General features: G+C 70.3%; 22 protein-coding genes. 11 read left to right on the forward strand and 11 right to left on the reverse strand.

From position 1 onward, the window contains the following. The first annotated feature begins 83 nt into the window (after window positions 1-83). Window positions 84-1,589 (forward strand): PspC domain-containing protein, encoded by a 1,506-nt coding sequence (locus ASF68_RS03495; protein ID WP_056006858.1) that lies wholly within the window; start codon window positions 84-86, stop codon window positions 1,587-1,589. Continuing rightward, window positions 1,586-1,918 (forward strand): hypothetical protein, encoded by a 333-nt coding sequence (locus tag ASF68_RS03500; protein WP_056006861.1) that lies wholly within the window; start codon window positions 1,586-1,588, stop codon window positions 1,916-1,918. The genes ASF68_RS03495 and ASF68_RS03500 overlap by 4 nt, the downstream gene beginning before the upstream one ends. Before the next feature lie 26 nt (window positions 1,919-1,944). On the opposite strand, the gene trmD is transcribed toward ASF68_RS03500, so the two are convergent. From trmD to nirD, 3 genes are read right to left on the reverse strand one after another with little or no spacing between them, the layout of a single operon-like run. After that, complete coding sequence (gene trmD / locus ASF68_RS03505) at window positions 1,945-2,652, reverse strand: tRNA (guanosine(37)-N1)-methyltransferase TrmD (protein ID WP_056006863.1); 708 nt, start codon at window positions 2,650-2,652, stop codon at window positions 1,945-1,947. A gap of 46 nt (window positions 2,653-2,698) precedes the next feature. Then, a complete protein-coding gene (locus ASF68_RS03510) occupies window positions 2,699-3,457 on the reverse strand; it encodes a sirohydrochlorin chelatase (protein ID WP_056006866.1) in 759 nt (252 codons plus the stop codon). Beyond that, window positions 3,454-3,828 (reverse strand): nitrite reductase small subunit NirD, encoded by a 375-nt coding sequence (gene nirD / locus ASF68_RS03515; RefSeq protein ID WP_056006869.1) that lies wholly within the window; start codon window positions 3,826-3,828, stop codon window positions 3,454-3,456. Before nirD ends, ASF68_RS03510 begins: the two co-directional genes overlap by 4 nt. A gap of 211 nt (window positions 3,829-4,039) precedes the next feature. On the opposite strand from nirD, the gene nirB reads away from it, so the two are divergent. The 6 genes from nirB (at window position 4,040) to ASF68_RS03545 (ending at window position 14,053) form a co-directional block, all read left to right on the forward strand. Continuing rightward, a complete protein-coding gene (nirB, locus tag ASF68_RS03520; RefSeq protein ID WP_056006873.1) occupies window positions 4,040-6,640 on the forward strand; it encodes a nitrite reductase large subunit NirB in 2,601 nt (866 codons plus the stop codon). Further along, window positions 6,641-7,420 carry a uroporphyrinogen-III C-methyltransferase gene (cobA, locus tag ASF68_RS03525; protein WP_056006875.1) on the forward strand — a complete coding sequence of 260 codons (780 nt, stop codon included), beginning with the start codon at window positions 6,641-6,643 and terminating at the stop codon, window positions 7,418-7,420. After that, complete coding sequence (locus tag ASF68_RS03530; protein WP_056006878.1) at window positions 7,417-8,580, forward strand: uroporphyrinogen-III synthase; 1,164 nt, start codon at window positions 7,417-7,419, stop codon at window positions 8,578-8,580. The genes cobA and ASF68_RS03530 overlap by 4 nt, the downstream gene beginning before the upstream one ends. 190 nt (window positions 8,581-8,770) lie before the next feature. Continuing rightward, window positions 8,771-10,189, forward strand: coding sequence for an MFS transporter (locus ASF68_RS03535; protein ID WP_056006881.1), 1,419 nt, complete (start codon window positions 8,771-8,773; stop codon window positions 10,187-10,189). A 37-nt stretch (window positions 10,190-10,226) separates the two neighbouring features. Next, window positions 10,227-12,389, forward strand: coding sequence for a molybdopterin oxidoreductase family protein (locus ASF68_RS03540; RefSeq protein ID WP_056006884.1), 2,163 nt, complete (start codon window positions 10,227-10,229; stop codon window positions 12,387-12,389). Next, the gene (locus tag ASF68_RS03545; protein ID WP_056006887.1) at window positions 12,386-14,053 is read left to right on the forward strand and encodes an FAD-dependent oxidoreductase; all 1,668 of its coding nucleotides are present in this window, start codon (window positions 12,386-12,388) and stop codon (window positions 14,051-14,053) included. Before ASF68_RS03540 ends, ASF68_RS03545 begins: the two co-directional genes overlap by 4 nt. A 93-nt stretch (window positions 14,054-14,146) precedes the next feature. Here the strand turns inward: ASF68_RS03545 and rimM are convergent, their stop codons facing one another. The 3 genes from rimM to rpsP are packed head-to-tail and all read right to left on the reverse strand — an operon-like array spanning window position 14,147 to window position 15,468. Beyond that, window positions 14,147-14,791, reverse strand: a complete 645-nt coding sequence (gene rimM, locus ASF68_RS03550) for a ribosome maturation factor RimM (RefSeq protein ID WP_056006890.1) — start codon at window positions 14,789-14,791, stop codon at window positions 14,147-14,149. Then, on the reverse strand, window positions 14,792-15,043 hold the full coding sequence (locus tag ASF68_RS03555; RefSeq protein WP_056006893.1) for an RNA-binding protein: 252 nt from the start codon (window positions 15,041-15,043) through the stop codon (window positions 14,792-14,794). It lies immediately after the preceding gene. A 2-nt stretch (window positions 15,044-15,045) separates the two neighbouring features. Beyond that, window positions 15,046-15,468: a 30S ribosomal protein S16 gene (gene rpsP / locus ASF68_RS03560; RefSeq protein ID WP_056006896.1), complete on the reverse strand. Its 423-nt coding sequence runs from the start codon at window positions 15,466-15,468 to the stop codon at window positions 15,046-15,048. A 251-nt stretch (window positions 15,469-15,719) separates the two neighbouring features. On the opposite strand from rpsP, the gene ASF68_RS03565 reads away from it, so the two are divergent. Beyond that, window positions 15,720-16,862: a glutamate--cysteine ligase gene (locus ASF68_RS03565; protein WP_056006899.1), complete on the forward strand. Its 1,143-nt coding sequence runs from the start codon at window positions 15,720-15,722 to the stop codon at window positions 16,860-16,862. 10 nt (window positions 16,863-16,872) lie between these two features. Here ASF68_RS03565 and ASF68_RS03570 read toward each other — a convergent pair whose 3' ends face one another. Then, entirely contained in the window at window positions 16,873-17,253 is a 381-nt protein-coding gene (locus tag ASF68_RS03570; RefSeq protein ID WP_056006902.1) for an META domain-containing protein, read from the reverse strand. Between the two features lie 16 nt (window positions 17,254-17,269). Then, window positions 17,270-18,823, reverse strand: coding sequence for a signal recognition particle protein (ffh, locus tag ASF68_RS03575; protein WP_056006905.1), 1,554 nt, complete (start codon window positions 18,821-18,823; stop codon window positions 17,270-17,272). A 103-nt stretch (window positions 18,824-18,926) separates the two neighbouring features. Here ffh and lipB point away from each other — a divergent pair, with 103 nt between their 5' ends. Both lipB and lipA read left to right on the forward strand, forming a co-directional pair. Further along, window positions 18,927-19,601 carry a lipoyl(octanoyl) transferase LipB gene (gene lipB, locus ASF68_RS03580; RefSeq protein ID WP_056006907.1) on the forward strand — a complete coding sequence of 225 codons (675 nt, stop codon included), beginning with the start codon at window positions 18,927-18,929 and terminating at the stop codon, window positions 19,599-19,601. Then, complete coding sequence (lipA, locus tag ASF68_RS03585; RefSeq protein ID WP_235522553.1) at window positions 19,598-20,614, forward strand: lipoyl synthase; 1,017 nt, start codon at window positions 19,598-19,600, stop codon at window positions 20,612-20,614. Before lipB ends, lipA begins: the two co-directional genes overlap by 4 nt. A 37-nt stretch (window positions 20,615-20,651) precedes the next feature. Here lipA and ASF68_RS03590 read toward each other — a convergent pair whose 3' ends face one another. Genes ASF68_RS03590 through ASF68_RS03600 form a run of 3 tightly spaced genes read right to left on the reverse strand, consistent with a single transcriptional unit; the run spans window position 20,652 to window position 25,726 of the window. Continuing rightward, the gene (locus ASF68_RS03590) at window positions 20,652-21,152 is read right to left on the reverse strand and encodes a DUF2004 domain-containing protein (protein WP_056006910.1); all 501 of its coding nucleotides are present in this window, start codon (window positions 21,150-21,152) and stop codon (window positions 20,652-20,654) included. Further along, the gene (gene ftsY / locus ASF68_RS03595) at window positions 21,152-22,030 is read right to left on the reverse strand and encodes a signal recognition particle-docking protein FtsY (RefSeq protein ID WP_056006913.1); all 879 of its coding nucleotides are present in this window, start codon (window positions 22,028-22,030) and stop codon (window positions 21,152-21,154) included. The genes ASF68_RS03590 and ftsY overlap by 1 nt, the downstream gene beginning before the upstream one ends. A 51-nt stretch (window positions 22,031-22,081) precedes the next feature. Next, window positions 22,082-25,726, reverse strand: coding sequence for an AAA family ATPase (locus ASF68_RS03600; protein WP_056006916.1), 3,645 nt, complete (start codon window positions 25,724-25,726; stop codon window positions 22,082-22,084). Window positions 25,727-25,769 lie beyond the last annotated feature (43 nt).

Below are 25,769 nucleotides of genomic sequence, written 5' to 3' on the forward strand. Positions count from 1 at the left end.
CGGCACCCTGGGAGGTCAGGTTCAGGGTGCGCTCAGGGTCATGCCGGATGGGCCGGGCCCGGGCGCTTCGCGAGAATCGGATCATGACGAACCACAGCACGCCAGCCGCCGGAGCAGAACAGGGCGCACCCGCCCCGCAGGATCCGACGACCCGCTTCTTCGACTGGTGGCGGTCCACCGGTCTCCGTCGCTCGGACGACTCCTGGCTCGGCGGTGTCGCCGGCGGTGTCGCGACTCGGCTCGGCCTCGATCCGATGATCGTGCGCGGCGCCCTCATCGTCATCGCGATCCTGGGCGGACCGGTCCTCTTCGTCTACGCCGCGGGCTGGGCACTCATCCCCGACCAGCAGGGTCGGATCCATCTCGAACGGGCGATCCGTGGGGTGTTCGACCCGGCGATCGTCGCCATTGGCATCCTCGCGGTACTCACCGTCGTGCCGTTCATGCGTGGTCTCTGGTGGGACGGCGTTCCGCACGCTTGGAACCTCCCGGGCTGGCTGGAGTCGACCATGACCGCCGGCTGGGTCATCGCACTGATCGTCGCCACGGTGTGGCTGATCGTGATGTTCTCGCGACGCGACTCCGAGCGGGCGACTCCCCCTGAGACTCCATCGCAGCGTGACCCGTGGACCAGCGACGCCTCGATCCCGAAGCCGTCGGCACCGTCGGCCACGTTCTCCCCCTCCAGCCCTCCCGGTCAGGCGCCGGCCTCCCCCGGCGCCACGGCCCCGGTGTCACTCGCGAAGGTCGCCGGTTCGCCAGGTGACCAGGGCGCGACCATGCCGCCCCCTGGCGCCACTCCCACCACCGTCTGGGACGGGGCTCCGAGCCAGCACCGAGGCTGGACGAGCCAGGAGTTCCGGGACGAGATGAGCCGCCAGCGCGCCGAGCAACAGGCCGAGCGCGAGACCAAGGCTCGAGAGCGGCGTGCGCAGCACCCGGGAGCGGCCTTCGTCGCGATCACCCTCGGGCTGGCGCTGCTCGCCGGTGCCGGCGCGGCCGTCGTCGCAGCGAGCGCCGGGTTCTCGATCCCCGTCGTCGTCGTCATCGGCCTCGCCGCAGCGCTCGGCGCGCTCGCCGTCGCGACGATCGTCGCGGGCATCAGCGGACGGGAGAGCGGTTGGCTCGGGCTCTTCACGTGGGCCGCCGTGATCTCGTTGCTCGCCACCGGGGTGTTCCCGCTCGGCTCCTCCTTCCTGCCGGTCGGACGCGCGACCTGGACCGTGACGTCGACGGATGCGGACGAGCGACGTGGCTACGTCATGATCGCCGGCCAACCCACGCTCGACCTCGGCGAACTCGCCGACGACGACGCCTTGCGCGGTGGGACGATCGACGTGTGGATCGTCGCCGGCGAGGTCGACGTGCTCATCCCCGAGGACGTGCCGGTGATCGTCGAGTTCTCGGCCATCGCGGGCACCCTGGACACGGGACGCGGTGATCGGGACGGAACGGACCGACGCGGCGGAGCCCTCTTCCAGGACGAGGCCAGGTACGGACAGACGACGTCGGCGGACACGACGCGGGTCCGGGTGTGGACGGTCGCCGGTAGCGCGGTCGTGACCGAGGAAGCGGAGGCGGGACGATGAGCGAGCAGGACGACCGGACCGAGCGGGACGACCGGACCGACGCGACGACGGAGTCGACTCCACCGGCGAGCGATCAGACGACCACGTCAGAGCGGACGAGCCACGAGGCGAAGAGCGGCTCCGATCAGACGGGTCGAGGCGGTCGGGCGCCCCGGTTCGGCACCATCCTCTGGGGTGTGCTCCTGCTCGTCTTCGCCGGGGCCATGCTGGTCACCAACCTCACCGAGGTGCGTATCGACCCGCTCGGCTGGATCACCGGTGCGATCATCGCGACCGGAGCGGTCCTCGTCGTCGCAGGCATCGCGGCCGCGGTGCGCCGGCGACCCTGAGACCAGGACGCTTGAGCGCGAACCGCTCAGCCACCGGTGACGTCGTCCGGCAGCAGGTCGGGCCGGACCTCGCGGGTCCGCTCGAGCTGCTGCTGGCGCCGCCACGTCGCGATGGCCCCGTGGTTGCCGCTCAGGAGCACCGGCGGTACCGGCAGCCCTCGCCACTCGGACGGCTTCGTGTAGCTCGGGTATTCGAGCAGACCGTCCTCGTGCGACTCCTCGACGAGACTCTCGGGATTGCCCACCACGCCGGGGACCAGCCGACCGATCGCCTCGATCATCGCCATGACCGCGACCTCGCCGCCGTTCAGGACGTAATCGCCGAGGCTCACGAGGCGGACGCGTGCCCGGCTGGCCGTGTGCTCGAAGACGCGGTGGTCGATGCCCTCGTACCGGCCGCAGCCGAACACGAGGTGCGACTCGAAGGCGAGTTCGCGGGCCATCGCCTGGGTGAAGACCTCACCCGCCGGCGAGGGGAAGATGACGAGCGGCTCGTCCTCGGTGTCGTCACCCAGGATGCCGTCGAGCGCCTCGCCCCAGGGCTCGGGCTTCATGACCATCCCGGCCCCTCCGCCGTACGGGGTGTCGTCGACCGTGCGGTGACGGTCGTGCGTCGAGTCGCGGAGATCGTGGACGTCCAGCTCGATCAGGCCGCTCTGCTTGGCCTTGCCGAGCAGGGAGAGGTCCAGGGCATCGAAGAAGGTCGGGAAGATCGTGACGATGTCGATGCGCATGAGGAGCAGTCTATTCGCGCGAGGGGCGGCCTCCCGGTCGGGTCGATCAGTCGGACAGCCTGGCCGACGCCTCCTCGTAGCGATCGATCACGAGGTCGACGATGCCTGCATCCGGCGCCTCGCCCGGGTGGAGGAGCGGCGACGTCACCGCGTCGGCCCCGGCTTCCTCGAGCAGCCGCGCGAAGTATCCGGGTGCCAGCAGATAGGTCGCGATGACGACCCGCCCGCGCGGTCGGCTCGCTCGGGCTTCTGCGACCGCGTCGGGTACCGCCGGGCTGGCGGCGGAGACGAACGCGGTCACGACCGGGACGCGCAACCGTGCCTCCAGGCGCCGTCCCATCTCGAAGCAGTCCGCGACGGCACGCGCATCCGTCGAGCCGGCGGCGGCGAGGACGATGCGGTCGTCGGGCGTCACGCGCAGCGCCTCGAGTCGGCGGGCCAGCACCGCGACGAGGCGGTCGTCTGGCCCCATCGCGCGCGCCAGGGCGGTCGATCGCTCCGTCGCCTCGAGGTCCTCCACGAGGTCGACGTGGACGTGGAAGCCCGCGGACAGGAGCAGCGGCACCACGACGGCCGGACGGCCCGATTCCACGGAGCCGAGCGTAGCGGGGACGTCGGGCTGCTGGACGTCCACGAAACCACCGGCGACGTGCAGGTCGGCCCTGGCATGCTCGACGGCGGTGACGAGCGCGGCGACCGACGCCTGGCCGATGGGACAGCTCGTGCCGTGCGAGACGGCGACGAGGGCCGGCGTCGTGCGGGTGGCGGGCTCCGCCCGGCGGACACCGGGGGCGAGCAGGGTCATCGCTCCTCCCCCAGCTCGATCTCGACGAAGCCCCCGACGATGCGGGTGCTGAAGGTCCTGAGGAACAGGTTCGGGTCGGTGAAGCACTCGCCGGTTCCGAGGTCGTAGACCTGCTTGTGCAGCGGCGAGGCGATGGTCGGACGCTCTCCCCGTGAGCCGACGATGCCGCGGGCCATCACCGGCGCCGCCGTCTGGGGGTCTCGGTGGTCGACCGCGTACACCTCCTCGGCGCCGATGCGGAAGACGGCGATCTGGCGTGCGCGGAGCAGCGCCACCTCGCCCCACGACAGCTCGAGATCGTCGATGGCGCAGACCCGTCGCCAGTCGGCGAGCGCCGTCCGCGCGGTCTGCTCCGGTGTCGTCACGCTCATCGTCGGCCTCCTGCTGGTCGTGCGTCGGAGCACCGACGCTACGGGCGGGGTGTTTCGGCTGATCACCCGCGAGGTTTCGGTGAGGTGAAACCGACCTCACATCGTGTCCCACCGTCTGTGCGGTCCTCGACCCGTCGGGGACACATCCGGGCAACGGTCCGGAAACGCCGCCTCAGTACGCTCGCTGGAACACGAGCCGAGGGGGCCCACGATGACCGATCGCACTCCACAGGGCGGACCACGCCGCATCGTCGTCGTCGGCGGCGGACCGGCCGCGCACCGGTTGGTCGACGCCCTGCACAGCCGTGACGGCGGGGAACGGACGCACATCACCGTCATCTGCGAGGAGCTGCACCGCCCCTACGACCGCGTCGCGCTGAGCAAGCGACTCGACGACGCCTCGATCGACCTCACGCTCACCCCGTCCGCCGTCTGGGACGAACACCATGTCTCCCTCCTCCTGGGCGAGCGTGCGGAGCGCATCGATCGTGACGCACGGACGGTGCACACCTCGCTCGGTCGGCTCGTGGAGTGGGACGAGCTGATCCTCGCGACCGGCTCGTCGGCGCCGGTGCCGGAGATCGACGGCGCGGAGCACGCACTCGTCTACCGCACGCTCGACGACGTGGACCTGCTCGTCTCCGAGATCGAGCGCATCGGAAGACTGCGGGGACGTCCCGCTCGCGTGATCGTCGCCGGCGGTGGTCTCCTCGGGCTCGAGGCCGCCGGCGGCGCGGCTCGCCTCGGCGCCGACGCGAGCGTCGTGCACTCCGGTTCGTGGCTCATGTCGGCACAACTCGACGAGGGAGCCGGACGTGCACTCGGCCGGATCATCGGCGCGCAGGGCATCGCCTTGCATCTGGGGACCCGTCCTCGCTCGATCCTCCTCGACGAGGACGGCGCCGTCTCGGGGGTGAGGTTCTCGAGCGGCCAACAGGTCGAGGTGGACATCGTGGTCTTCGCGATCGGCATCCGGGCGAGGGACGAACTCGCGCGCGACGCCGGGATCGACCTCGGCGAGCGCGGTGGCGTGGTCATCGGGACCGACTGCAGGACGTCGGCGGCCGGGGTCTGGGCGATCGGGGAGGTCGCCTGCTTCGAGGGACGCTGTACCGGGCTCGTGGCGCCGGCGAACGCGATGGCGGAGGTCGTCGCCGACCGGCTGCTCGGCGGCGAGGCGGAGTTCACGACGGTCGACGACGCGACGAAACTGAAGCTCTCCGGCGTCGACGTCGCGAGCTTCGGCGACGCCCTCGCCCGGACGGAGCACAGCCTCGAGATCGTCTACGCCGACCCGGCACGGGGGCTGTACCAGAAGCTCGTGATGACCGACGACGCGAAGACACTCCTCGGCGGCATCTTCGTCGGCGACGCCTCGCCCTACGTCGCGTTGCGCCCGCTCCTCGGGAGTGAGCTGTCGAGCGAACCCGCGGCCTACCTGTCCGCCTCCGGGATCGAGGCACCGGCCGGGGACGAGCTGCCGGACGCGGCGCTCGTCTGTGCGTGCAACGCCGTCACCGCGGGCTCGGTCCGCGAGGCGATCGCCGGCGTGCACGGCGAGGCCTGCACGGAGCTCGGCCCGCTCAAGGCCTGTTCACGGGCCGGCACCCAGTGCGGCTCGTGCGTCCCACTCGTCAAGAAGATCCTCGAGACGGAGCTGACGAAGTCCGGTATCGCCGTGTCGCGCGCCCTCTGCGAGCACTTCGCCCTGTCTCGGCAGGAACTGTTCGAGTCCATCCGGGTGCTCGGCCTCACCTCCTTCGACGACATCCTCGCCCGGTTCGGCGTCGGTCGCGGCTGCGACGTCTGCAAGCCCGTGGTCGGCTCCATCCTCGCCAGTCAGCAGGGCGGCTACATCCTCGACGGCGGGCGCGGCACACTCCAGGACACGAACGACCGTGCGCTCGCGAACATGCAGAAGGACGGCACCTACTCGGTGGTCCCGCGGATCCCCGGCGGTGAGATCACGCCCAAGAAGCTCGCGGTGATCGCGCAGGTCGCCACCGACTACGGGCTCTACACGAAGATCACGGGCGGGCAGCGCATCGACCTCTTCGGGGCCCGACTCGAGCAGTTGCCGGAGATCTGGCGCATCCTGGTCGACGCCGGGTTCGAGTCCGGCCAGGCCTACGGCAAGTCCCTCCGCAACGTGAAGAGTTGCGTTGGGTCGAGCTGGTGCCGGTTCGGGGTGCAGGACTCCGTCTCCATGGCGGTCTTCCTCGAACTCCGCTACCGGGGGCTCCGGGCGCCGCACAAGTTCAAGTTCGGCGTGTCCGGCTGTGCCCGTGAGTGCGCTGAGGCTCGTGGGAAGGACGTCGGGATCATCGCGACCGAACAGGGGTGGAACCTGTATGTGGGCGGAAACGGCGGGTTCCAACCGACGCACGCGCAGCTCCTCGCGGGTGACCTCGACGACGAGACGCTCATCCGGTACATCGACCGGTACCTCATGTACTACATCCGCACGGCCGACCGTCTCCAGCGCACGGCACGGTGGATGGAGGACCTCGAGGGCGGACTCGACCACGTCCGGGAGGTCGTCGTCGAGGACTCGCTCGGGCTCGCCGCCGATCTCGAACAGGCGATGGCTGCCCATGTCGAGGGCTACGAGGACGAGTGGGCCGCCACCCTCGCCGACCCGGAGCGCCTCCGACGGTTCCGTTCCTTCGTCAACGAACCGGGCGAGGCGGAGCCCGGGTTGCCGCGCGTGGCCGAACGCGGCCAGTACCGACCGGCCACGGCTGCGGAGGTCGAACGCGGCGAGGCCGTCTACGTCGCAGGGCCTACCATTCCAGTGAGAGAAGGGGCGTAGATGTCGCGTGCAGGCAGGGTCACCCTGGTCGGTGGCGGACCGGGCGATCCCGCGTTGCTGACCGTCGCCGCGGTGGAAGCCCTGCGCGACGCCGACGTCGTGCTCTACGACCGACTCGCCCCGCATGACGCCCTCCCTTCCCTCGCACCGAACGCCCTCCTCGTCGACGTCGGCAAACGCCCGGGCCACCACCCGATCGGGCAGGAGGGCATCGAGACCGTCATGGTCCAGCACGCCCTGGACGGTGCGGCCGTCGTCCGCTTGAAGGGCGGCGACCCGTACGTGTTCGGCCGTGGTAGCGAAGAGGTGCTCGCCTGCCATCGCGCGGGCGTCCCCGTCCGCGTCATCCCCGGCGTCTCGAGCGCCGTCGCCGTACCCGCCGCCGCCGGGATCCCCCTCACCCATCGGAACCTGAGCCGGCTCTTCACGGTGGTGAGTGGTCACATGCCGCTCTCCGACGACGAACACCGTCACCTCGCCGGGCTGGGTGGCACGATCGTGGTCCTCATGGGTATCGGCACCCTGCCCTCCGTCTCCCAGGGACTGCTCACCGCGGGACTCGCCGCCGACACCCCGGTCGCGATCATCGAGCGCGGTTACAGCGAGACCCAGCGGACGACGATCGCGGACCTCGGTTCGATCCTCCACGTGGCGGCGGCTGCCGGGGTGCGATCCCCGGCGGTCATCGTGATCGGCCACGTCGTCTCCTTCGCGTTCGACGGCGACGCCGAGGCCGCCGAGCTCCTGGAGCGGGCAGAACGCCTGGCGGCGACGGCATGACCGACGCCACGGCGGGATCGCCGGACCCCGGCCCCGACGTCACCTCGCCGGTACCGGGGTTCCGCGCGGACCAGCTCGAGGGGTTCCGGATCGGCGTGACGAGCGACCGCCGGTCGCAGGACCTCATCGACGCCTTCGAGCGACGCGGCGCCACGGTCGTGCACGCCCCGACGCTCCGGATCGCCCACGCTCAACACGACGAACCCCTCATCGACGACACGCGCGACATCATCGCGGCACGTCCGGACGTGCTCCTCGCCACGACCTCGTACGGCGTCCGCCGGTGGTTCGAGGTGGCCGACGCCGCCGGACTCGGCGACGAGCTCGTCGACGCGCTCGCCGACACGGACATCCTCGTCCGCGGCCCGAAGGCGCGTGGGGCCGTTCGGGCTGCGGGCCTGAACGACGTCGGTATGAGCGACCGCGAGACCACCGCCTCCCTCGTCGACAAGGTCCTGGCCGAGTACCCGGCAGGCCTCCGGGTCGCCGTCCAACTGCACGGGTACACCGATGAGCGACAGCTCGAGCGCCTCCGCGCCGTGCATCCGGAGGTGCACACGGTCGCCCCGTACCGGTGGACGGACCCGGACGCCACCGACGAACGCGTGCGCCGGCTCGTGGACGCCATCGTGAGCGGATCGCTCGACGCGGTCACCTTCACGAGTGCACCATCGGTCGTCGCCCTCTTCACCGCCGCCGAGGCCCTCGGACTCGAGGACGCCGTCGTCGACGCGTTCCGCCACGACGTGCTCTGCGCGGCGGTCGGCCCCGTCACGGCCGCACCGCTGCTGGCGCAGGACATCGAGCCCATCGTCCCCGAACGGTTCCGCATGGGGGCGCTCATCCGACTCCTCTGCGAACACCTCGAACAGCACGCGATCCTCCGCGCCGAGACGCTGCACGGTCCCATCGCCATCCGCGGAGCCATCGTCGAACTCCCCGGGTCCCGCGTGCGGCTCCCCCCGAACTCGCTCGCGCTGCTGCGAGCGCTCGTGCGCGCCAACGGCGCGGTCCTCTCACGGTCTGCCCTCGCCGACGCCCTCCCGGCGGCGGCCGACCACCACGCCCTCGAAGTGCAGATGAGCCGACTGCGCCAGGCACTCGGCGTCCCCGGCCTCATCAACACCATCGTCAAGCGCGGCTACCGACTCGACGTCTGACCCGTTCGAGCCGACGCGCGCGTCCGACCGAGCCCGACCGCGTCCCGACGGTCCGCGTCCTCACGGTCGTCGACGAGCGGTGTGAGCAGGAGGTGACGCAGGTGTTACGTGGGCGGTCGGACGCCGAAACACGGCGTCGATAGCGTCGGAGACAGCACCTCTCCCGCTTCACCGAACGCTCGGAGCAGTCATGACCACGAACCTCGACGCAGCAGACACGACGCCGACCACCGCCCCGACGGCCGGAGCCCCGGTCGCCCTGATCCACCGCCCGGGGCGCTGGATCGACGGCTGGAACCCTGAGGACACGGCCTTCTGGGAGCGTGAGGGTCGGAGCATCGCCGGGAGGAACCTGCGGTGGTCGATCTTCGCCGAGTTCCTCGGCTTCGTCGTCTGGCAGCTCTGGAGCATCGTCGTCGTGATGTTGCCGAGTGCGGGGTTCTCCTTCTCCACCGCCGAGACGTTCTGGCTGATCTCCATGCCGAGTCTCGTCGGCGCCACCCTCCGGTTCCCCTACTCGTTCATGGTCCCGAAGTTCGGCGGACGCAATTGGACGATCATCTCCGCCGGGCTGCTCCTCATCCCGTCGATCGCCCTCGCGCTCTGCGTGGGCAATCCTGACACCCCCTTCGGCGTCATGCTCGTCGTCGCCGGACTCGCCGGCTTCGGCGGCGGCAACTTCGCCAGTTCCATGTCCAACATCACCTACTTCTACCCGCAGCGGGAGAAGGGGTGGGCGCTCGGCTTGAATGCGGCCGGCGGCAACCTCGGTGCCGCGGTCGCGCAGTTCGTCGTACCCATCGCGGTCACGATCGGTGCGGCGGCCAGCCTCAATCTGAGCCTGGCCGGCTGGATCTGGGTGCCGCTCATCCTGGTGGCTATGGTCGGCGCGTACCGCTCCATGGACAACCTGTCGTCCGCGAAGGCCGATCTCCGCGGGTCCGCGGCCGCGCTCCGCGAACCGCACCTCTGGCTCCTCGCCGTGCTCTACATCGGTACGTTCGGATCCTTCATCGGCTTCGCGAGCGTCTTCCCCAAACTCATCGCGGATCAGTTCCCCGCGTTCTCGACGTTCGCCGTGGGTTCCGCCTCGATCTCCCTCGCGTTCCTCGGAGCCTTGATCGGTTCCCTGGCCCGGCCCTTCGGCGGACGGCTCGCAGACCGCTTCGGTGGTGCGGTCGTGACGATGAGCGCGTTCGCGGTCATGGCGCTCGGTGCGCTCGCGGTGCTCTGGACCCTTCCGCTCGCGAACTTCTGGCTCTTCCTCGGATGTTTCCTGCTCCTGTTCGTGGCCGCCGGCGTCGGCAACGGCTCGACGTACCGGATGATCCCCAGTGTGTTCGCCGCACGTTCCGGGCTGCAGGACGCCCACCAGCGCGGTGGCGATGTGACGACGCAGCGGAAGGCGGCGGCCGCCCTGGGACTCATCTCCGCGATCGGTGCGTACGGCGGCTTCGTGATCCCGCAGATCCTCGGCCTCTCGCACGGTGCCACCGGCAGCTACTCGTCCGCGTTCATCGGGTTCGTCGGAGCGTACGTCGTCCTCTTCGCGATCACCTTCCTCGTGTACTTCCGGAGGAACGCGTCGCTCGCCGGTCAACGGCTGTGAGCGACCGTCCCGTCCACGTCTGACCGAAGGACACCGCATGCCGCGTTCCACCGCCCCGGCGACCGACACCCACTGCCCCTACTGCGCCCTCCAGTGCGCGATGTCCCTCACCCGGGCACCCACGGTGGACGGCGTGGCTCCGCGGCTCCCACTCGAGGTCTCGGGACGGGACTTCCCGACGAACCGGGGAGGCCTCTGCAAGAAGGGGTGGACGTCCGGCGAGCTCCTCGGGCGGGGCGACCGCCTCACGGCCCCGCTCGTGCGGAACCCCGCCGGGGCGCTGGTCGAGACGAGCTGGGACACCGCGTTGGATCTCGTCGCCTCGACCATCCTGCGGATCCGCGAGGCACGCGGAGCGGACGCCGTCGGGGTGTTCGGAGGCGGCGGACTCACGAACGAGAAGGCCTACCAGCTGGGCAAGTTCGCGAGGATCGCGATCGGCACAAGTCGAATCGACTACAACGGGCGGTTCTGCATGTCGTCCGCGGCGGCCGCGGGCAACCGGGCGTTCGGGATCGACCGGGGGCTGCCGTTCCCGCTCGAGGACCTCGACGGCGCATCGACCGTCCTCCTCCTCGGGTCGAACGTCGCGGAGACCATGCCGCCGTTCATCGGTCATCTCACGGGTGCGCAAGCCGCCGGCGGTCTCATCGTCGTCGACCCGCGTCGTTCGGCGACCGCCCGACTGACCGAGCAGCAGCGTGGCATGCACGTGCAACCCGCCCCGGGCACCGACCTCGTCTTCCTGCTGGGGCTGACGCACCTCGTCCTCGCCGAGGGGCTCGCCGACCTCGACTACCTCGAGCGCCGCACGACGGGGCTGGGTGCGCTTCGGCGCAGCGTCAGCGCCTGGTGGCCGGAACGGGTCCAGTCGGTCACGGGCGTGCCCACCACGGTGCTCCGCGAGGTCGCGCATCGACTCACCACGGCCGGCGGGGGCACCTACATCCTCACGGGTCGGGGCGTCGAGCAGCATGTCGACGGCACCGACACGGCCACCGCGGCCATCAACCTCGCGCTCGTCCTCGGCCTGCCTGGCCGGCCGGGGTCCGGCTACGGCACCCTCACCGGTCAGGGCAACGGCCAGGGCGGTCGGGAGCACGGGCAGAAGTGCGATCAGCTGCCGGGGTATCGGAAGATCACCGATCCCGAAGCGCGCCGTCACGTCGCGGGTGTCTGGGGCGTCCCCGTCGAGTCGATCCCCGGCCCCGGTCTCCCGGCCGTCGCCCTGCTGAACACGCTCGGAGATGCCGACGGCGTGCACGCGCTCCTCGTCCACGGCTCGAACGTCGTCGTCTCGGCACCCAACGTGCAGACGGTCCGCGATCGCCTGGAGCGTCTCGAACTCCTGGTGGTGTGCGACTTCTTCCTCTCCGAGACCGCCGCGCTCGCCGACGTCGTCCTCCCCACCACCCAATGGGCTGAAGAGGAGGGCACCATGACGTCCTTGGAGGGCCGGGTCATCCGCCGACGGCTGGCCGTCGATCCTCCGGCGGGTGTCCGGAGCGAACTCTGGATCATGCGCGAGCTGGCGCGTCGACTCGACGCCCCCGGTCGGTTCGACGTGGACCCGGCCCTGGTCTTCGACGAGCTGGCGGCAGCGTCGGCCGGTGGTGTCGCCGACTACTCGGGTCTCAGCCATGCCCTGCTCGACACCGGCATCGCCGCCCATTGGCCGTTCCCGGCGGGCGGTTCCGGCACCCCACGGCTGTTCAGCGAACGGTTCGCCCACGACGACGGTCTGGCGCGTCTCGTCCCCGTCCGTCCCGCCGTCGGATCGGAGTCCGTCGACGCGGAACACGAGCTCACCCTCACGACCGGTCGGCTGCTCGAGCACTACCAGTCCGGGACCCAGACACGCCGCGTCCCGGAGCTCGACGACGCCCGCCCCGCCGTGTTCGTCCAGCTCCACCCGGCGACCGCTGCACGTCTCGGCATCGTCGAGGGCGGAATGGTCGAGCTGTCGAACCGTCGTGGAACCCTCACTGCGCGGGCGAGCATCGACCTCGACATCCGTCACGACACCGTGTTCCTTCCGTTCCACTATGCCGGTGCGGCCTCGGCGAACCTCCTGACGCAGGACGCCGTGGACCCGGTCTCCGGCATGCCCGACTTCAAACGCGCGGCGGTCCGCGTGCGTCCGGCCGTCCACGGCGGATCCCCCGTGCCCGCTGCCGCCGGGGTCGGTGCACGATCATGAACGCCCAGCGTCGCGGCCCACTCCGGATCGTCCTCATCGGCTTCGGGCCGGTGGGCGCGCGGTTCGCCGAGGAGCTCGCCCCCGGTGTCCGGGCAGGCGACGTCGCGCTGACCGTGATCGGCCAGGAACCGGTCGACGCCTACAACCGTGTCCTCGTCGCCGAACACGCCACCGGTTCCGCACAGCTCGCCGACATGACCCTCGTCAGCGCCCGGGACCTGGCCGACGACGGCATCAGGGTGCTCCTCGGTGCAACCGCGACCCGGATCGATCGCGCGGGCCGGACGGTGGAACTCGACCGTGGAGACGCACTCCCCTACGACCATCTCGTCCTCGCGACCGGAGCACGGGCGAACGTCCCGACGCTCGACGGCGTCGATCGGTGGAGACGCGACCTCCCCGCACTGGAGAAGTACGGCGCGCGTCTCATGCGGTCGGATCACGCCCTTCCGGCCGGGGTGTGCGCCATGCGAGACCTCGACGACGCCGACACCGTCGCTGCGGTGGTGCGGACTGGCGGACGGATCGTCGTCCTCGGCGCGGGTGTGCTCGGCCTCGAGACGGCTCTCGCGGCGGCGAGGGCCGGGGCCGACGTGGTCGTCGTGCACCACGGCCCAACGCCCATGCCACGCAACCTCGATCGCGGCGCCGGCTCCGTCCTGTCCGCAGCGTTGCGTGCGGCGGGGGTCGAGGTCGTGGCGAACAGTCGAGCGGAGGCGGTGGGCTTCCGGGACGACCCCGCTGGCGGTGGTCGTCGGTTCGACGCCCTCATCACCGCGGACGGCAAGCGGATCGCGGGAGACCTGCTCCTCTTGTCGTGCGGGGTGAGCGCCCGGTCGGACCTCGCGGTCCTCGCCGGGCTCCGAGTGGGCGCGGGCGTCCTCGTCGATGAAGCGCTCACCAGCTGGTCCGACGAGCGGATCTCGGCGATCGGGGACTGCGCGCACATTCTCACCCCGACGCCGGAGCGCCTGAGCGAACGGGTCGTCCCCGGCGGCCCCTCCGGACTCATCGGTCCGGGGTGGCGGCAGGCGGAGTGGCTCGCTGCCCGCCTCCTCCGAGCGGGCGGAGCGATCGACGATCGGCGCGGTCTGCTCACGCCCCCACCGGTCGAGCGATCCAGTCCGGTCGCGCTCAAGGCCATCGGCGTCGACGTGGTCGCGGTCGGCGACGTCCAGGTCGACCCCTGGGACGTCTCCCCCGAAGCGACGGACTCCTGCGGGATGCACGGGCCGGCGAGGCGGAGCGTCTCGGTCTGGGCGGACCCCGACCACGGCCGGTACGTGAAGATGGTCACCCGAGCCGGCGTCTTGAGCGCGTTCGTGGCCGTCGGGATGCCTCGGACCGCCGCTGAGCTGACCCTCCTCTACGAGAGCGGTGGCGAGCTGCCCGCGGACCGTTCCGTACTGCTCCGCCTCGACGGGCCGGACGCCGCAGGCGCGTCATCCGCCGACGCCTTCGCACCGACCACGACCGTCTGCACCTGCAACGGCGTGACCGTCGGCAGGATCCTGGAGGCGGCGGAGGCCGGCAGCACGACGGTCGCCTGCATCGGCAAGGCGACCCGTGCCGGCACCGGCTGCGGCGGGTGCACCGATCGGATCACGGCGGTGCTGGAGCGTGTCGCGACCGGCGAGCATCAGGGTGAGCCGGTCGCCGTGTGAGGCTCCCGGGAACGACGACGGCGGAGGCGCCTGCTGCATGCAGCTGACGACTCCGCCGTGCGGTGCGAACCGGAATACGGCTCGGAACGGGTGCTACTCGGGCTTCGACGTTCCGGTCTCGTCCGGCGCCGTCTCCGGCGCCTCGGGCGCTTCGGCCTCTGGGGCGTCGGCGACCGGTGCGTCGTCGGCCTCGGGGAGCTCCTCGAAGAGCCCGGTCGGCGGCGTGACCGTCACGATCCCGGCGGCGACGTCCACAGCCGGGACGATGGCCTTGACGAACGGGACCATGACTTCGCCGTCGCGCGTCTTGACGATCAGGAGGTCCTGCGAGGGGAAGTGCTCGACCCGCGCGACGGTTCCGACCGACGCACCATCACGATGCACCGCCAGACCGACGAGCTGGTGGTCGTACCACGCGTCTTCCTCGGCCGGCAGCTCCGTCGGGTCCTGTTCGACCCACAGGATGGCCTTGACCAGGGTCTCGGCTTCGCTGCGATCGGTGATGCCGACGAAGAACGCCACCGGCTGGCTGTTGTACCAGCGGAGCTCGATGAGCTCGAGTGACTTACCGCGCCATTTGGAGCCGGCGGGGACCTGCAGGGTGAAGCTCGCACCTGGCGTGAACCGGTGTTCCGGCTCGTCCGTGTAGAGCTCGACCTTCAGGGCGCCCTTCAGGCCATGTGCCTTCGTGAGCCGACCGACCCGCAGTTGGGTCTTCGGCTCCGTCTCCTCAGCCACCTAGGCGCTTGCGCCGGTGGCGTCCGTGTCGACCACGTCGACGCGGACCCGCCGGCCGTCCGCCAACGCAGCCACGAGGGTGCGGAGGGACTTGGCCGTCCGGCCGGCACGACCGATGACCCGGCCGAGGTCCTCGGGGTTCACACGAACCTCGAGGACCTCGCCACGGGCGGAGTTCTGTGCCGTGACGCGAACGTCATCCGGGTGATCGACGATCCCCTTGACGAGGTGTTCGAGCGCGGGAGCGAGCAAGGCTACGCCTGCTCTGCTTCGGCGGCGTCAGCGGCGGGAGCCTCGGCCTCGGCCGGAGCAGCCTTGGCCGGAGCCTCGGCCTTCGGCTTGAGGACGGGCTTCTTCTTCTCGTCGGCGACGAAGGCGGCCTTCGGCTCCTTGACGCGGACGGTGCTGACCGCGTCCTTGTCGCCCTTGAACTTGCCCCAGTCGCCCGTGAGCTTGAGGAGCGCTGCGACCTGCTCGGTCGGCTGCGCGCCGACGCTCAGCCAGTACTGTGCGCGCTCGGAGTCGACCTCGATGAACGAGGGCTCCTCGGTGGGGTGGTACTTGCCGATCTCCTCGATGACACGGCCGTCGCGCTTCGTGCGCGAGTCGGCGACGACGATGCGGTAGAACGGCGCGCGGATCTTGCCGAGACGCTTGAGACGGATTTTGACAGCCACGATTCTCCTGAATGATGTGATGTTTGATGTGCTCGCTGCCGAAAGGTGGGGCCACACGCTCGACGCGAAAACTGTGGTTGCTGCGGGCGTCGGATAGAGGGTCGAACTCCGCGCAGACTCAACTCTCTATTCTGCCAGACATCGGCCGATCTGGGTAATCCTGCGACACGGGGGCGGAAGGACCGGCGTACCGCGTGGAAGGATGGGCTGGCGCACGGCACCCGGCCGTGCCCTGCGGGAGGTCGACGCCAATGCCCATCGAGTTCGCCAGCTCCGAGCGTTCGACCGTCGGCCTCGAGTGGGAGGTCGCCCTCGTCGACCGCGACACCGGGGATCTCGTCGCCTCCGCCGACACCGTGCTCTCGGAACTCCGCGGCGACGACGGTTCCGAGCACGCGCAGATCACGAACGAGCTGCTGCTCAACACGCTCGAGCTCGTCTCCGGGGTGCACCACACCGTGCCGGAGGCGATCGCGGACCTCGAGGGACAGCTGGCCGAGGTGCGCGCCATCACCGATCCCATGGGCGTGGAGCTCATCTGCAGCGGTTCCCACCCGTTCGGGCAGTGGTACGACCAGCAGGTGACCGACAAGCCGCGGTACCACAAGCTCATCGACCGCACGCAGTGGTGGGGCCGGAACATGATGATCTGGGGCGTCCACGCCCATGTCGGCGTCGAGACGGTCGACAAGGTCCTCCCGATCATGAACGGACTGCTGACGTACCTCCCGCACCTCCAGGCGCTGTCCGCGTCGAGCCCCTACTGGGGTGGTGTCGACACGGGGTACGCGTCGAACCGCGCACTCATGTTCCAGCAGCTCCCGACGGCAGGCCTCCCCTATCAACTCTCCGACTGGGAGCAGTTCGAGGCGTACGTGGACGACCTGACGGTGACGGGCATCATCGAGGACCACACCGAGGTCCGCTGGGACGTGCGCCCCTCGCCCCAGTGGGGCACCGTGGAGATGCGCGCCTGCGACGGCGCGTCGACCGTGGGCGAGTTCGCCGCGCTCGCCTCCCTCATCCACTGTCTCACCGAACACCTCTCCGATCGCCTGGACGATGGCGAGCGACTGCAGACCCTGCAGCCCTGGTACGTCCGGGAGAACAAATGGCGCGCGGCGCGGTACGGGCTCGACGCCGAGATCATCCTCGACTCCTCCGGTCACGAACGGCTGGTGACGGACGACCTGCACGACCTGCTCGACACCCTCGCGCCGATCGCGCGCCGGCTCGGCTGCTCGGAGGAGCTGGCGAGCATCGCCTCGGTCATCGACCACGGCGCGAGCTACCAGCGTCAGCTCGCCGTCGCCCACGCGAATGGCGGCAGCCTGCAGGCGGTCGTGAGCGCGCTCGCGAAGGAGCTGCGACACGGGGTCCAGCCGACCACCTGACGAGGCGGCGTCACTGGTCGCGGTCGAGCGTTCCGATCCGCGTGCCGGCGTCGTCGGTCACGATCAAGCGCTCGCCGTCGTCCGAGAGGGCGACCTCGGCGACGCCCCGGAGCCAGGTGTCGACGCCGGGGCACGCCATGAGTGTGCCCGCGACATCGGAGACCGCGACCGAGTCGTCCTCGGCCCGCCAGGAGCCGGAGAGGCTGTTGCACCCGTCGGAACCGGTGACCCGACCGTCGTCGGCGAAGACCAGGTGGGGCTCCGCTGCGCCGCTACCGTCGCCCCACGTTCCGACGACGCGCTCTCCGACGCCACCGGTGGAGCAAGCGGCGAGCAGCGCGGCCACGAGGACGACGCCGATGGCCGTCGCCGGCACCCTCAGCGCACGCATCCCGCCACCGCCGGTGTCAGCGACCCAGGAACTTCTGGAGTTCGGCGAGTTCAGCCTCGGTCGGCGCCTTCGTGCCCGCCGACGCGCCGCCACCGAGCCCGAAGCCCGCACCGGTTGCCGGGGCCTGCGCCTCGACGACACCGGCGTTCTCCGCTGCCCGCTTGGCCGGGTTCCCTGATCGGGAACCCTTCTTCTTCGCCTGAGGCTTCGGACGGTTCGTCCGTGCGCCGGGGACCGGGCCCATGCCGGGGATGTTCGGAACGCCGCCCTTGGCGACCGTCTTCATCATCTTGGCAGCTTGCTCGAACCGGTTCACCAAGGCGTTGACCTCGGTCACCGTCATGCCGGAACCCTTGGCGATCCGCAGCCGGCGCGAGCCGTTCAGGATCTTCGGGTTGGTGCGCTCGGCGGTCGTCATCGACTGGATGATCGCCTCGGTGCGCACGATCTCGCGCTCGTCGAAGTTCTGGAGCTGCTCCTTCATCTGGCCCATGCCAGGGAGCATGCCCATCATCTTCTTGATGGAGCCCATCCCCCGCAGCTGCTGCATCTGCTTGAGGAAGTCGTCGAGGGTGAACGAGTCGGTCGCGAACTTCTCGGCGACCTTGCGCGCCTCGTCCTCGTCGAAGTTCTGCTGCGCCTGCTCGATGAGGGTGAGGATGTCACCGAGGTCGAGGATCCGGCTGGCCATGCGGTCGGGGTGGAAGGGCTCGAAGTCGTCGAGGCCCTCGCCGGTCGACGCGAACATGATGGGACGGCCCGTGACCGAGGCGATCGAGAGGGCGGCTCCACCGCGGGCGTCGCCGTCGAGCTTCGACAGCACGACACCGGTGAAGTCGACGCCGTCGAGGAAGGCCTTGGCCGTCGCGACCGCGTCCTGTCCGATCATCGCGTCGATGACGAAGAGCACCTCGTCGGGGTCCACCGCCTTGCGGATGTTCGAAGCCTGCTTCATGAGCTCGGCGTCGACACCGAGTCGACCTGCGGTGTCGACGATGACCGTGTCGTAGAGCTTCTGCTCGGCGAACTTGACGCCGTCGCGCGCGACCTTCACGGGGTCGCCGACGCCGTTGCCCGGCTCGGGCGCGTAGACGGGGACACCCGCCTGTTCACCGACGACCTGGAGCTGCGTGACCGCGTTCGGCCGCTGGAGGTCCGAGGCGATGAGCAACGGCGTGTGGCCGTCCTTCTTGAGCCACTTGGCGAGCTTGCCCGCGAGCGTCGTCTTTCCGGCACCCTGGAGGCCGGCGAGCATGATGACGGTCGGTGGCTTCTTCGCGAACTCGAGCCGGCGCTGCTGGCCGCCGAGGATCGTGATGAGCTCGTCGTTGACGATCTGCACGACCTGCTGCGCCGGGTTCAGCGCCTTGCTGACCTCGTCCCCGAGTGCGCGTTCGCGGACGCGACCGGTGAAGTCCTTGACGACGTCGAGTGCGACGTCCGCGTCGAGGAGTGCGCGGCGGATCTCGCGGACAGTGCCGTCGACATCGGCAGCGGAGAGCTTGCCCTTGGTGCGGAGGTTCTTGAACGTGTCCGCGAGGCGGTCAGAGAGGGTACCGAACGTTGCCATGATCCCTCCAGTTTAGGGCAGTCGGCGTCCTGGTCCCGTCGATCGATCGGAACCACCGGAGATGAGTATTTGGACGGCGTCCAAGAATGCTATCGTGGCCGCCATGACAGAGCTCCTCCTCGCCGGACTCGCCCCGGCGTTCGTCCCCTACCTCGACGGCTGGGCGCTGCAGCGCCGGGTGCACGCGGCCGTGGTCGCCGGCACCGGCCCCGAACAGTTGATCCTCTGCGAACACGAGCCGGTGTACACGGCGGGCAAGCTGACGCGCGCCGACGAACGTCCGGACGACGGGACTCCGGTCGTCCCGGTGGACCGCGGCGGGCGGATCACCTGGCATGGCCCCGGACAGCTCACCGGCTACCCCATCGTCCGCCTGCCGGAGCCCGTCGACGTCGTCGCCCATGTGCGTCTGCTCGAGGAGGTCATGCTGCGGACCATCGCCGAGCTCGGGGTCACCGGGCGGCGGATCGAGGGACGGTCCGGCGTCTGGGTGGATCCGGCGGACGGCGGTCCCGCGGCGAAGATCGGGGCCGTCGGCGTTCGCATCCAAGGCGGGGTCGCGATCCACGGCTTCGCCCTCAACTGCAGCAACTCGCTCGAGCCGTTCGAGCACATCGTCGCGTGCGGCATCGCCGACGCCGGTGTCACCACGATCAGCAAGGAGCTCGGCCGCACGGTCACGCCGGGTGACGTGGCTCATCGCGTGGCGGAACGGTTCGCAGACCTCCAACACGGTTGGCGGTTCACCTCCGCCCCTGCGGTCGGAGCGGTCGCGTGAGCGCCTGTGGTGCACCGGCACCCGATGCCGCGGCGGACACCGGCGGTCGCAAACTGCTGCGGCTCGAGGTCCGCAACGCGCAGACGCCCATCGAGCGGAAGCCCGACTGGATCAAGACCCGCGCGACGATGGGCCCCGAGTATCGGCAGCTCCAGACCCTCGTGCAGGAGGAGGGGCTGCACACGGTGTGCCAGGAGGCCGGGTGCCCGAACATCTTCGAGTGCTGGGAGGACCGCGAGGCGACCTTCCTCATCGGCGGCTCGCAGTGCACCAGGCGGTGCGACTTCTGCCAGATCGACACCGGCAAACCCGCCGACTACGACCGCGACGAGCCGCGCCGGGTCGCCGACTCCGTGCAGCGCATGCGGCTCCGCTACGCGACCGTGACGGGTGTGGCCCGCGACGACCTTCCCGACGAGGGCGCGTGGTTGCACGCCGAGACCGTCCGCCGCATCCACGAGACCAACCCCGGCACGGGTGTTGAGATCCTCGCGACCGACTTCTCCGGCAACCCCGACCTCCTCGGCGAGGTGTTCGCCTCACGTCCCGAGGTGTTCGCGCACAACGTGGAGACGGTCCCGCGCATCTTCAAGCGGATCAGGCCCGCGTTCCGGTACGAGCGGTCGCTCGACGTCCTCACCCAGGCCAGGGCCGCCGGGCTCATCACGAAGTCCAACCTCATCCTGGGCATGGGCGAGGACCGGAGCGAGATCAGCCAGGCGCTCGAGGACCTGCACGAGGCGGGCACGGACATCATCACCGTCACGCAGTACCTGCGCCCGACGCCTCGGCATCTCCCCGTCGACCGATGGGTGAAACCGCAGGAGTTCCTCGAGATCAAGGAGGAGGCCGAGGAGATCGGGTTCCTCGGCGTGCTGGCCGGTCCGCTCGTCCGCTCCTCCTACCGGGCCGGTCGCCTCTGGGCGCAGTCCATGACGGCGAAGGGACTGCCGGTCCCCGAGGGCCTGCGCCATCTCGCGGACTCCTCGCTCGGGTTCGCCCAGGCGGTCTGAACGCCGGGGCTCCGTCCCGGGGCCGAGGCCCCGGGACTCAGTCCTCGCTCGTGACCCCGGTGACCTCGCCGTCGGAGCTGTAGGCCACCATGAGCACGCCGTCGAGCTGGTCGGCGTCGAGTGAGTACTCGAAGATCGCGAACGCTTCGTCGCCGTTGTGCTGATGCGGCGCGAACCCGACACTCAGCAGGGTCATCGATCGGATGACGTCGACGTCGCGGTCGCCGGACTCGTCGACGAGGACGTCCGGCAAGGACTCGCCCAGCTCCTCGACGGCCTGGATGATGTACTCCGTGACCTCCGAGGTGCGGTCGTCGACCTCGCTCAGCATCGCCTCGCGGGAGCGCAGGTCGAAGCCCTCGAGGGCCAGGATCATCGCGGCCGCGAGGTCGAGCGCGTCGGCGGGGATCTCGTCCTCCTCGGGCGCGCTGAGCGAGATGGACACGGACTGCTCGCCCACGTCGATGTTGTCCGACCAGTACACGCCGCCGCCCGGCTCGGTCGCGATGATGCCGAAGTAGTCGTGCTCGATCGCCATCAGTTGCCCACCAGGTTCTGCGCGAAGACGTGGGGCGTGAACCCGGTGAGGTCCCCGATCCCCTCACCCTGTCCGACGAGTTTGATCGGGATGCCCGTCTTCTCCTGGACGGCGAGGACGAACCCGCCCTTCGCGGAGCCGTCGAGCTTCGTCAGGACGAGCCCCGTCACGCCGGCGTGCTCGATGAACGCCTGCGCCTGCGACAGGCCGTTCTGCCCGGTCGTCGCGTCGAGGACGAGGAGCACCTCCGAGATGGGCGCCTGCTTCTCGACGACGCGCCGGATCTTCGACAGCTCGTCCATCAGTCCGCCCTTGGTCTGCAGCCGGCCAGCGGTGTCGATGATGACGATCTCGGTCCCCGTCCGCTTCGCGTATTCGATCGTCTGGAACGCGACCGAGGCCGGATCCTGACCCTGCTGCTGGGGCCGCACGATCTGTGCGCCGGCGCGCTCCGCCCAGGTCGCGAGCTGTTCGACCGCCGCGGCACGGAAGGTGTCCGCCGCCCCGACGACGACACTGCGGTCGTAGTTGCGGAGGAATTTCGCGAACTTGCCGATGGTCGTGGTCTTGCCGACCCCGTTGACGCCGACGACGAGGACCACCGCCGGACGCTCGCTGAGCTTCAGGGTCGTGTCGAACTTCGACAGCCGCTCCTCGACCTCCTCGCGGAGCATCCGCTGCAGGTCGCGCGGATCGGTCGTGCGGTAGCGGTCGACGGAGGCGTGCAGACCGGTGACGATCGACTCGGTGACGTCAGGGCCGAAGTCGGCGCCGATGAGCGCGTCCTCGAGGTCCTCCCACGTCGTCTCGTCGATCGTCGGACGTTGGAACATGCCTTTGAGGGCACCGGAGAGCGACCAGGGTGTGCGTGCAGCCATGGTCTCAGCGTAGCCGTCGGCGGGGCGGTCCCGTCGCGGGACGGGGAACGATCAGCCGGCCCGTTCCTCGGCGACACGTTGACCGACCACGGCCGAAACGCCGTCCTGACGCATCGAGACGCCGTAGAGGGCGTCGGCGATCTCCATCGTGCGCTTCTGGTGCGTGATCACGATGAGCTGACTCGTCTGTCGGAGGTCCTCGAAGATGGTGAGGAGCCGCCCGAGGTTCGCATCGTCGAGGGCCGCCTCGACCTCGTCCATGATGTAGAACGGGCTCGGTCGGGCTTTGAAGATGGCGATGAGCAGGGCCACCGCGGCGAGCGAGCGCTCCCCACCGGACAGGAGCGACAGGCGCTCGATCTTCTTGCCGGCGGGCTTCACCGACACCTCGATGCCCGTGGTGAGCATGTGGTCGGGGTCCGTGAGCGAGATGCTGCCGGTGCCGCCGGGGAACAGGATCGGGAACACCTCGGTGAACGCGGCTTCGGTGTCGGCGAACGCCGAGGCGAAGATCACCTCCATCTTCCCGTCGATGTCCTCGATGATCGACAGCAGGTCGGCGCGGGTGCTGGTGAGGTCGGCGAGCTGTTCGGTGAGGAAGCGGTGCCGTTGTTCGAGCGCGGCGAACTCCTCCAGGGCGAGCGGGTTGACCCGGCCGAGCTGCGCGTAGGTGCGCTCGGCGGCGGCGAGTCGTTTCTGCTGCTCGGCGCGGACGTACGGGGTCGTCGGCACCTCTGGCGCGTCGAGCTCCGACGTCTCGCCGGCGGGGCTCGCCTCGGCAGCCGCGTCCGCAGGAGCGTCCGTCGCCTCGCCGGAGGCGTCGGCGGCACCGGCGTCCTCGGGTTCCGGAGCCGTCCGGGCGGTGGCTCGCGGCGTCGGCGGGTCGACCGGCACGGGGACGTCCGGCCCGTACTCGGCGACGAGGATGTCCTCGACGAGTCCCAGCTCCGATCCGGCCCGCTCGAGGAGCCCGGACAGGTGCAGCTTCTTCTCGTAGATCTGGAGCTCGAGCCCGTGGACGCTCTCCGTGACGACCTGCAACCGTTGCCGGAGCGTGTGCTCCTCTCCACGCAGGCGCACGAGCTCGGCGTTCCGGCTGGATCTCGTCGCCTCGGCTTCCGCCAGGGCGACCCGCGCCTCGGTGACCGAGCGGTCGACCGAGTCGAGGACGGGTGGCAGCGCCTCGGTGACGGCGGTGGCCGCCGCCGCCTGCCGCGCCCGGATGACGGCCCGCCGTGCGGCCTCCTCCGCGGCTGCCTCGTCGGCCTGCCGCTGCCGTTCGAGGTTCGCGACCGCGAGCTCCTCCGCCCGGACGCGTTCACGTGCGGTCTCGAGGAGCAGGCGGTGCTGCACCTCGGCCTCACGGGCCGCGTCGAGTTCGGCGGAGAGCGCGTCGCGGACCGTCACGTCGAGCAGCGGGCGTGGACGCGCCCGGGCGGTGTCGTGATCCTGCTTCGCGCGGTCGGCTGCCACGACGGCATCGGCGACGGCGGCGTCGGCGTTCGCCGCAGCCGCGACGAGACGGTCGTGTTCCGCCTGGGCCGATTCGTACCGGACGGTCACCCGGTTGACCCGTTCGGCTTGCGAGGCGCGGTTGGCGTCGAACTCGCGCAAGGCGTTGAGCGCGGCCTGCGCCGTCTGCTTCGCCTCCTGCAGGATCGTCCGCTGCTCACCCAGGGCGAAGCGTGCCCGTTCGATGAGTGACTCGACCTCGCCGTGTCGGTCGGCGGCCGCATCGCGTTCGGCCAGGAGTTCGATGCGACTCTGCGCGCCACCGCTCCCCCCACGCACGATGCTGTCGGTGACGACGGCGCCGTCCCTGGTCACGATCGTGAACGCCGTCAGCGCTGAGCCGAAGCGGTCGTACGCGTCGATCGCCTCGTCGAGGGAGTCGACGACGAGGACCGTCGCGAGGATCCCGAGGACACCGGGAGGCGCGTCCACCAGTTCGGCCGCCGAGGTGAACCCGGCCGGAGCGTCCGGCACCTCGCGGGTGCCGTCCGCGATGACGATCTCGACCCGGCCCAGCTCCCGGTCCGCGGCGTGGTCAAGCGCCCGACGGGCAGCGTGTCGATCGACCGCGACCGCCGCCTCGGCGAGCGTGCCGAGCGCTGCGGCCACGGCCGCCTCGTGGCCGGGCCGGACCTGCACGCGGTCCGCGACGATCCCGTCGATCCCGTCGAGGCCGCTGCCGGCGAGTTCGGCCGACCCGGTCTTGAGGTCGAGTGCGCGGGAGAGCGCGCTCGTCTTGGCACCGAGCGAATCGCGTTCGCGTTCGAGCGCATGCAGCTGTTCGCGCAGGCGCTCGATCTCGCCCTCTGCGGCGGTCGCACCGCGCTGAGCCGCCTCGTAGGCGTCGTCGAGGCCGGAGTCGGCGGCGTCCGCGAGGGTCGGGTCGTCTCCGAGCGCTTCGACCTCCAGCCGGGCGGCGTCCAGACGGAGGACCGCCGCATCGATGGCGTTCTGCTGACGCAGGGCCTCGCCGCGGACCGCGGCCAACTTGGACGAGGCGGCGTCCACGGCACCGGCGAGTTTCGACAACTCCAGGTCGTGTCGTGACACGAGGGCGCTCTGCGCGGCGATCTCGACGTCCACCGCGTCGAGCGCGGCGCGCTGCTCGGCGGTGGTCGCCTGCGCCTGTCGCAGGGCGAGTTCCGCTTCGACGACCGCCGCGCGAAGCCCGTCGATCTCCGCGGTGGCGTCGGCGACCATCTGTCTCGTGATCCGTGGTTCGGCAGCGACCTCGTCGGTCGCGGGTCCGAGCAGCGCGAGCCGCTGATTGGCGAGCGTGTAGAGGTTCCGGAGCCGCTCCTGCACGCTCTCGAGCTCGAAGGTGATCCGTCGCGCGTCGTCGACCGCATCGCCCAGTTGCGTCTGCTCGATCCGGCGGATCCGCGACTCCGCCTGCTCCAACTGCTCCTGGAGCACGAGGCGCTCGCTGTGCCGTTCGCTCTCCGACCGATTGTGCTCGTCGAGCGAGCGCCGGAGCCCGACGACGTCGTCCGCGAGGATCCTGGCGCGGGCGTCACGCACGACCGCTGCGATCGTCTGTGCCTCCCGTGCGATCTCCGCTTGGCGTCCGAGCGGCTTCAGCTGCCGCCGGATCTCCCCGGCGAGGTCGCTCAACCGGGTGAGGTTGGTCTGCATCGCCTCGAGCTTCCGGAGGGTCTTCTCCTTGCGGCGACGATGCTTGAGGATCCCAGCGGCCTCCTCGATGAAGCCGCGCCGCTCCTCGGGCGTCGCACGGAGGACGGCGTCGAGCTGTCCCTGGCCGACGATGACGTGCATCTCGCGACCCAGGCCGGAGTCGCTGAGCAGCTCTTGGACGTCCAGCAACCGGCAGGTGTCGCCGTTGATGGCGTACTCGCTGCCGCCGTTCCGGAACAGGGTCCGGCTGATCGTCACCTCGGTGTACTCGATGGGCAGGGCACCGTCGCTGTTGTCGATGGTGAGCGTGACCTCGGCCCGTCCGAGCGGTCCCCTCGTCGACGTGCCGGCGAAGATGACGTCCTCCATCTTGCCGCCGCGGAGGGTCTTCACCCCCTGCTCCCCCATGACCCAGGCGAGTGCGTCGACGACGTTCGACTTGCCGGAACCGTTCGGGCCGACGACGCAGGTGACGCCTTGCTCGAACGCGAAGGTGGTGGGGTGCGCGAAGGACTTGAACCCTTTGAGCGTCAGGCTCTTCAGGTACACGCGCACCTCCTCTCCCGCGTCGCGGATGCTGTGGACTACGGTA

Source organism: Plantibacter sp. Leaf314, assembly GCF_001423185.1.
Classification (GTDB): domain Bacteria; phylum Actinomycetota; class Actinomycetes; order Actinomycetales; family Microbacteriaceae; genus Plantibacter.

Bases quoted from the DNA above. Each gene is read 5' to 3' on its own strand.
- ASF68_RS03495 (WP_056006858.1), top strand. From the start codon at position 84: ATGACGAACCACAGCACGCCAGCCGCCGGAGCAGAACAGGGCGCACCC.
- ASF68_RS03500 (WP_056006861.1), top strand. From the start codon at position 1,586: ATGAGCGAGCAGGACGACCGGACCGAGCGGGACGACCGGACCGACGCG.
- trmD (WP_056006863.1), bottom strand. From the start codon at position 2,652: ATGCGCATCGACATCGTCACGATCTTCCCGACCTTCTTCGATGCCCTG.
- ASF68_RS03510 (WP_056006866.1), bottom strand. From the start codon at position 3,457: ATGACCCTGCTCGCCCCCGGTGTCCGCCGGGCGGAGCCCGCCACCCGC.
- nirD (WP_056006869.1), bottom strand. From the start codon at position 3,828: ATGAGCGTGACGACACCGGAGCAGACCGCGCGGACGGCGCTCGCCGAC.
- nirB (WP_056006873.1), top strand. From the start codon at position 4,040: ATGACCGATCGCACTCCACAGGGCGGACCACGCCGCATCGTCGTCGTC.
- cobA (WP_056006875.1), top strand. From the start codon at position 6,641: ATGTCGCGTGCAGGCAGGGTCACCCTGGTCGGTGGCGGACCGGGCGAT.
- ASF68_RS03530 (WP_056006878.1), top strand. From the start codon at position 7,417: ATGACCGACGCCACGGCGGGATCGCCGGACCCCGGCCCCGACGTCACC.
- ASF68_RS03535 (WP_056006881.1), top strand. From the start codon at position 8,771: ATGACCACGAACCTCGACGCAGCAGACACGACGCCGACCACCGCCCCG.
- ASF68_RS03540 (WP_056006884.1), top strand. From the start codon at position 10,227: ATGCCGCGTTCCACCGCCCCGGCGACCGACACCCACTGCCCCTACTGC.
- ASF68_RS03545 (WP_056006887.1), top strand. From the start codon at position 12,386: ATGAACGCCCAGCGTCGCGGCCCACTCCGGATCGTCCTCATCGGCTTC.
- ASF68_RS03565 (WP_056006899.1), top strand. From the start codon at position 15,720: ATGCCCATCGAGTTCGCCAGCTCCGAGCGTTCGACCGTCGGCCTCGAG.
- ASF68_RS03570 (WP_056006902.1), bottom strand. From the start codon at position 17,253: ATGCGTGCGCTGAGGGTGCCGGCGACGGCCATCGGCGTCGTCCTCGTG.
- ffh (WP_056006905.1), bottom strand. From the start codon at position 18,823: ATGGCAACGTTCGGTACCCTCTCTGACCGCCTCGCGGACACGTTCAAG.
- lipB (WP_056006907.1), top strand. From the start codon at position 18,927: ATGACAGAGCTCCTCCTCGCCGGACTCGCCCCGGCGTTCGTCCCCTAC.
- ASF68_RS03590 (WP_056006910.1), bottom strand. From the start codon at position 21,152: ATGGCGATCGAGCACGACTACTTCGGCATCATCGCGACCGAGCCGGGC.
- ftsY (WP_056006913.1), bottom strand. From the start codon at position 22,030: ATGGCTGCACGCACACCCTGGTCGCTCTCCGGTGCCCTCAAAGGCATG.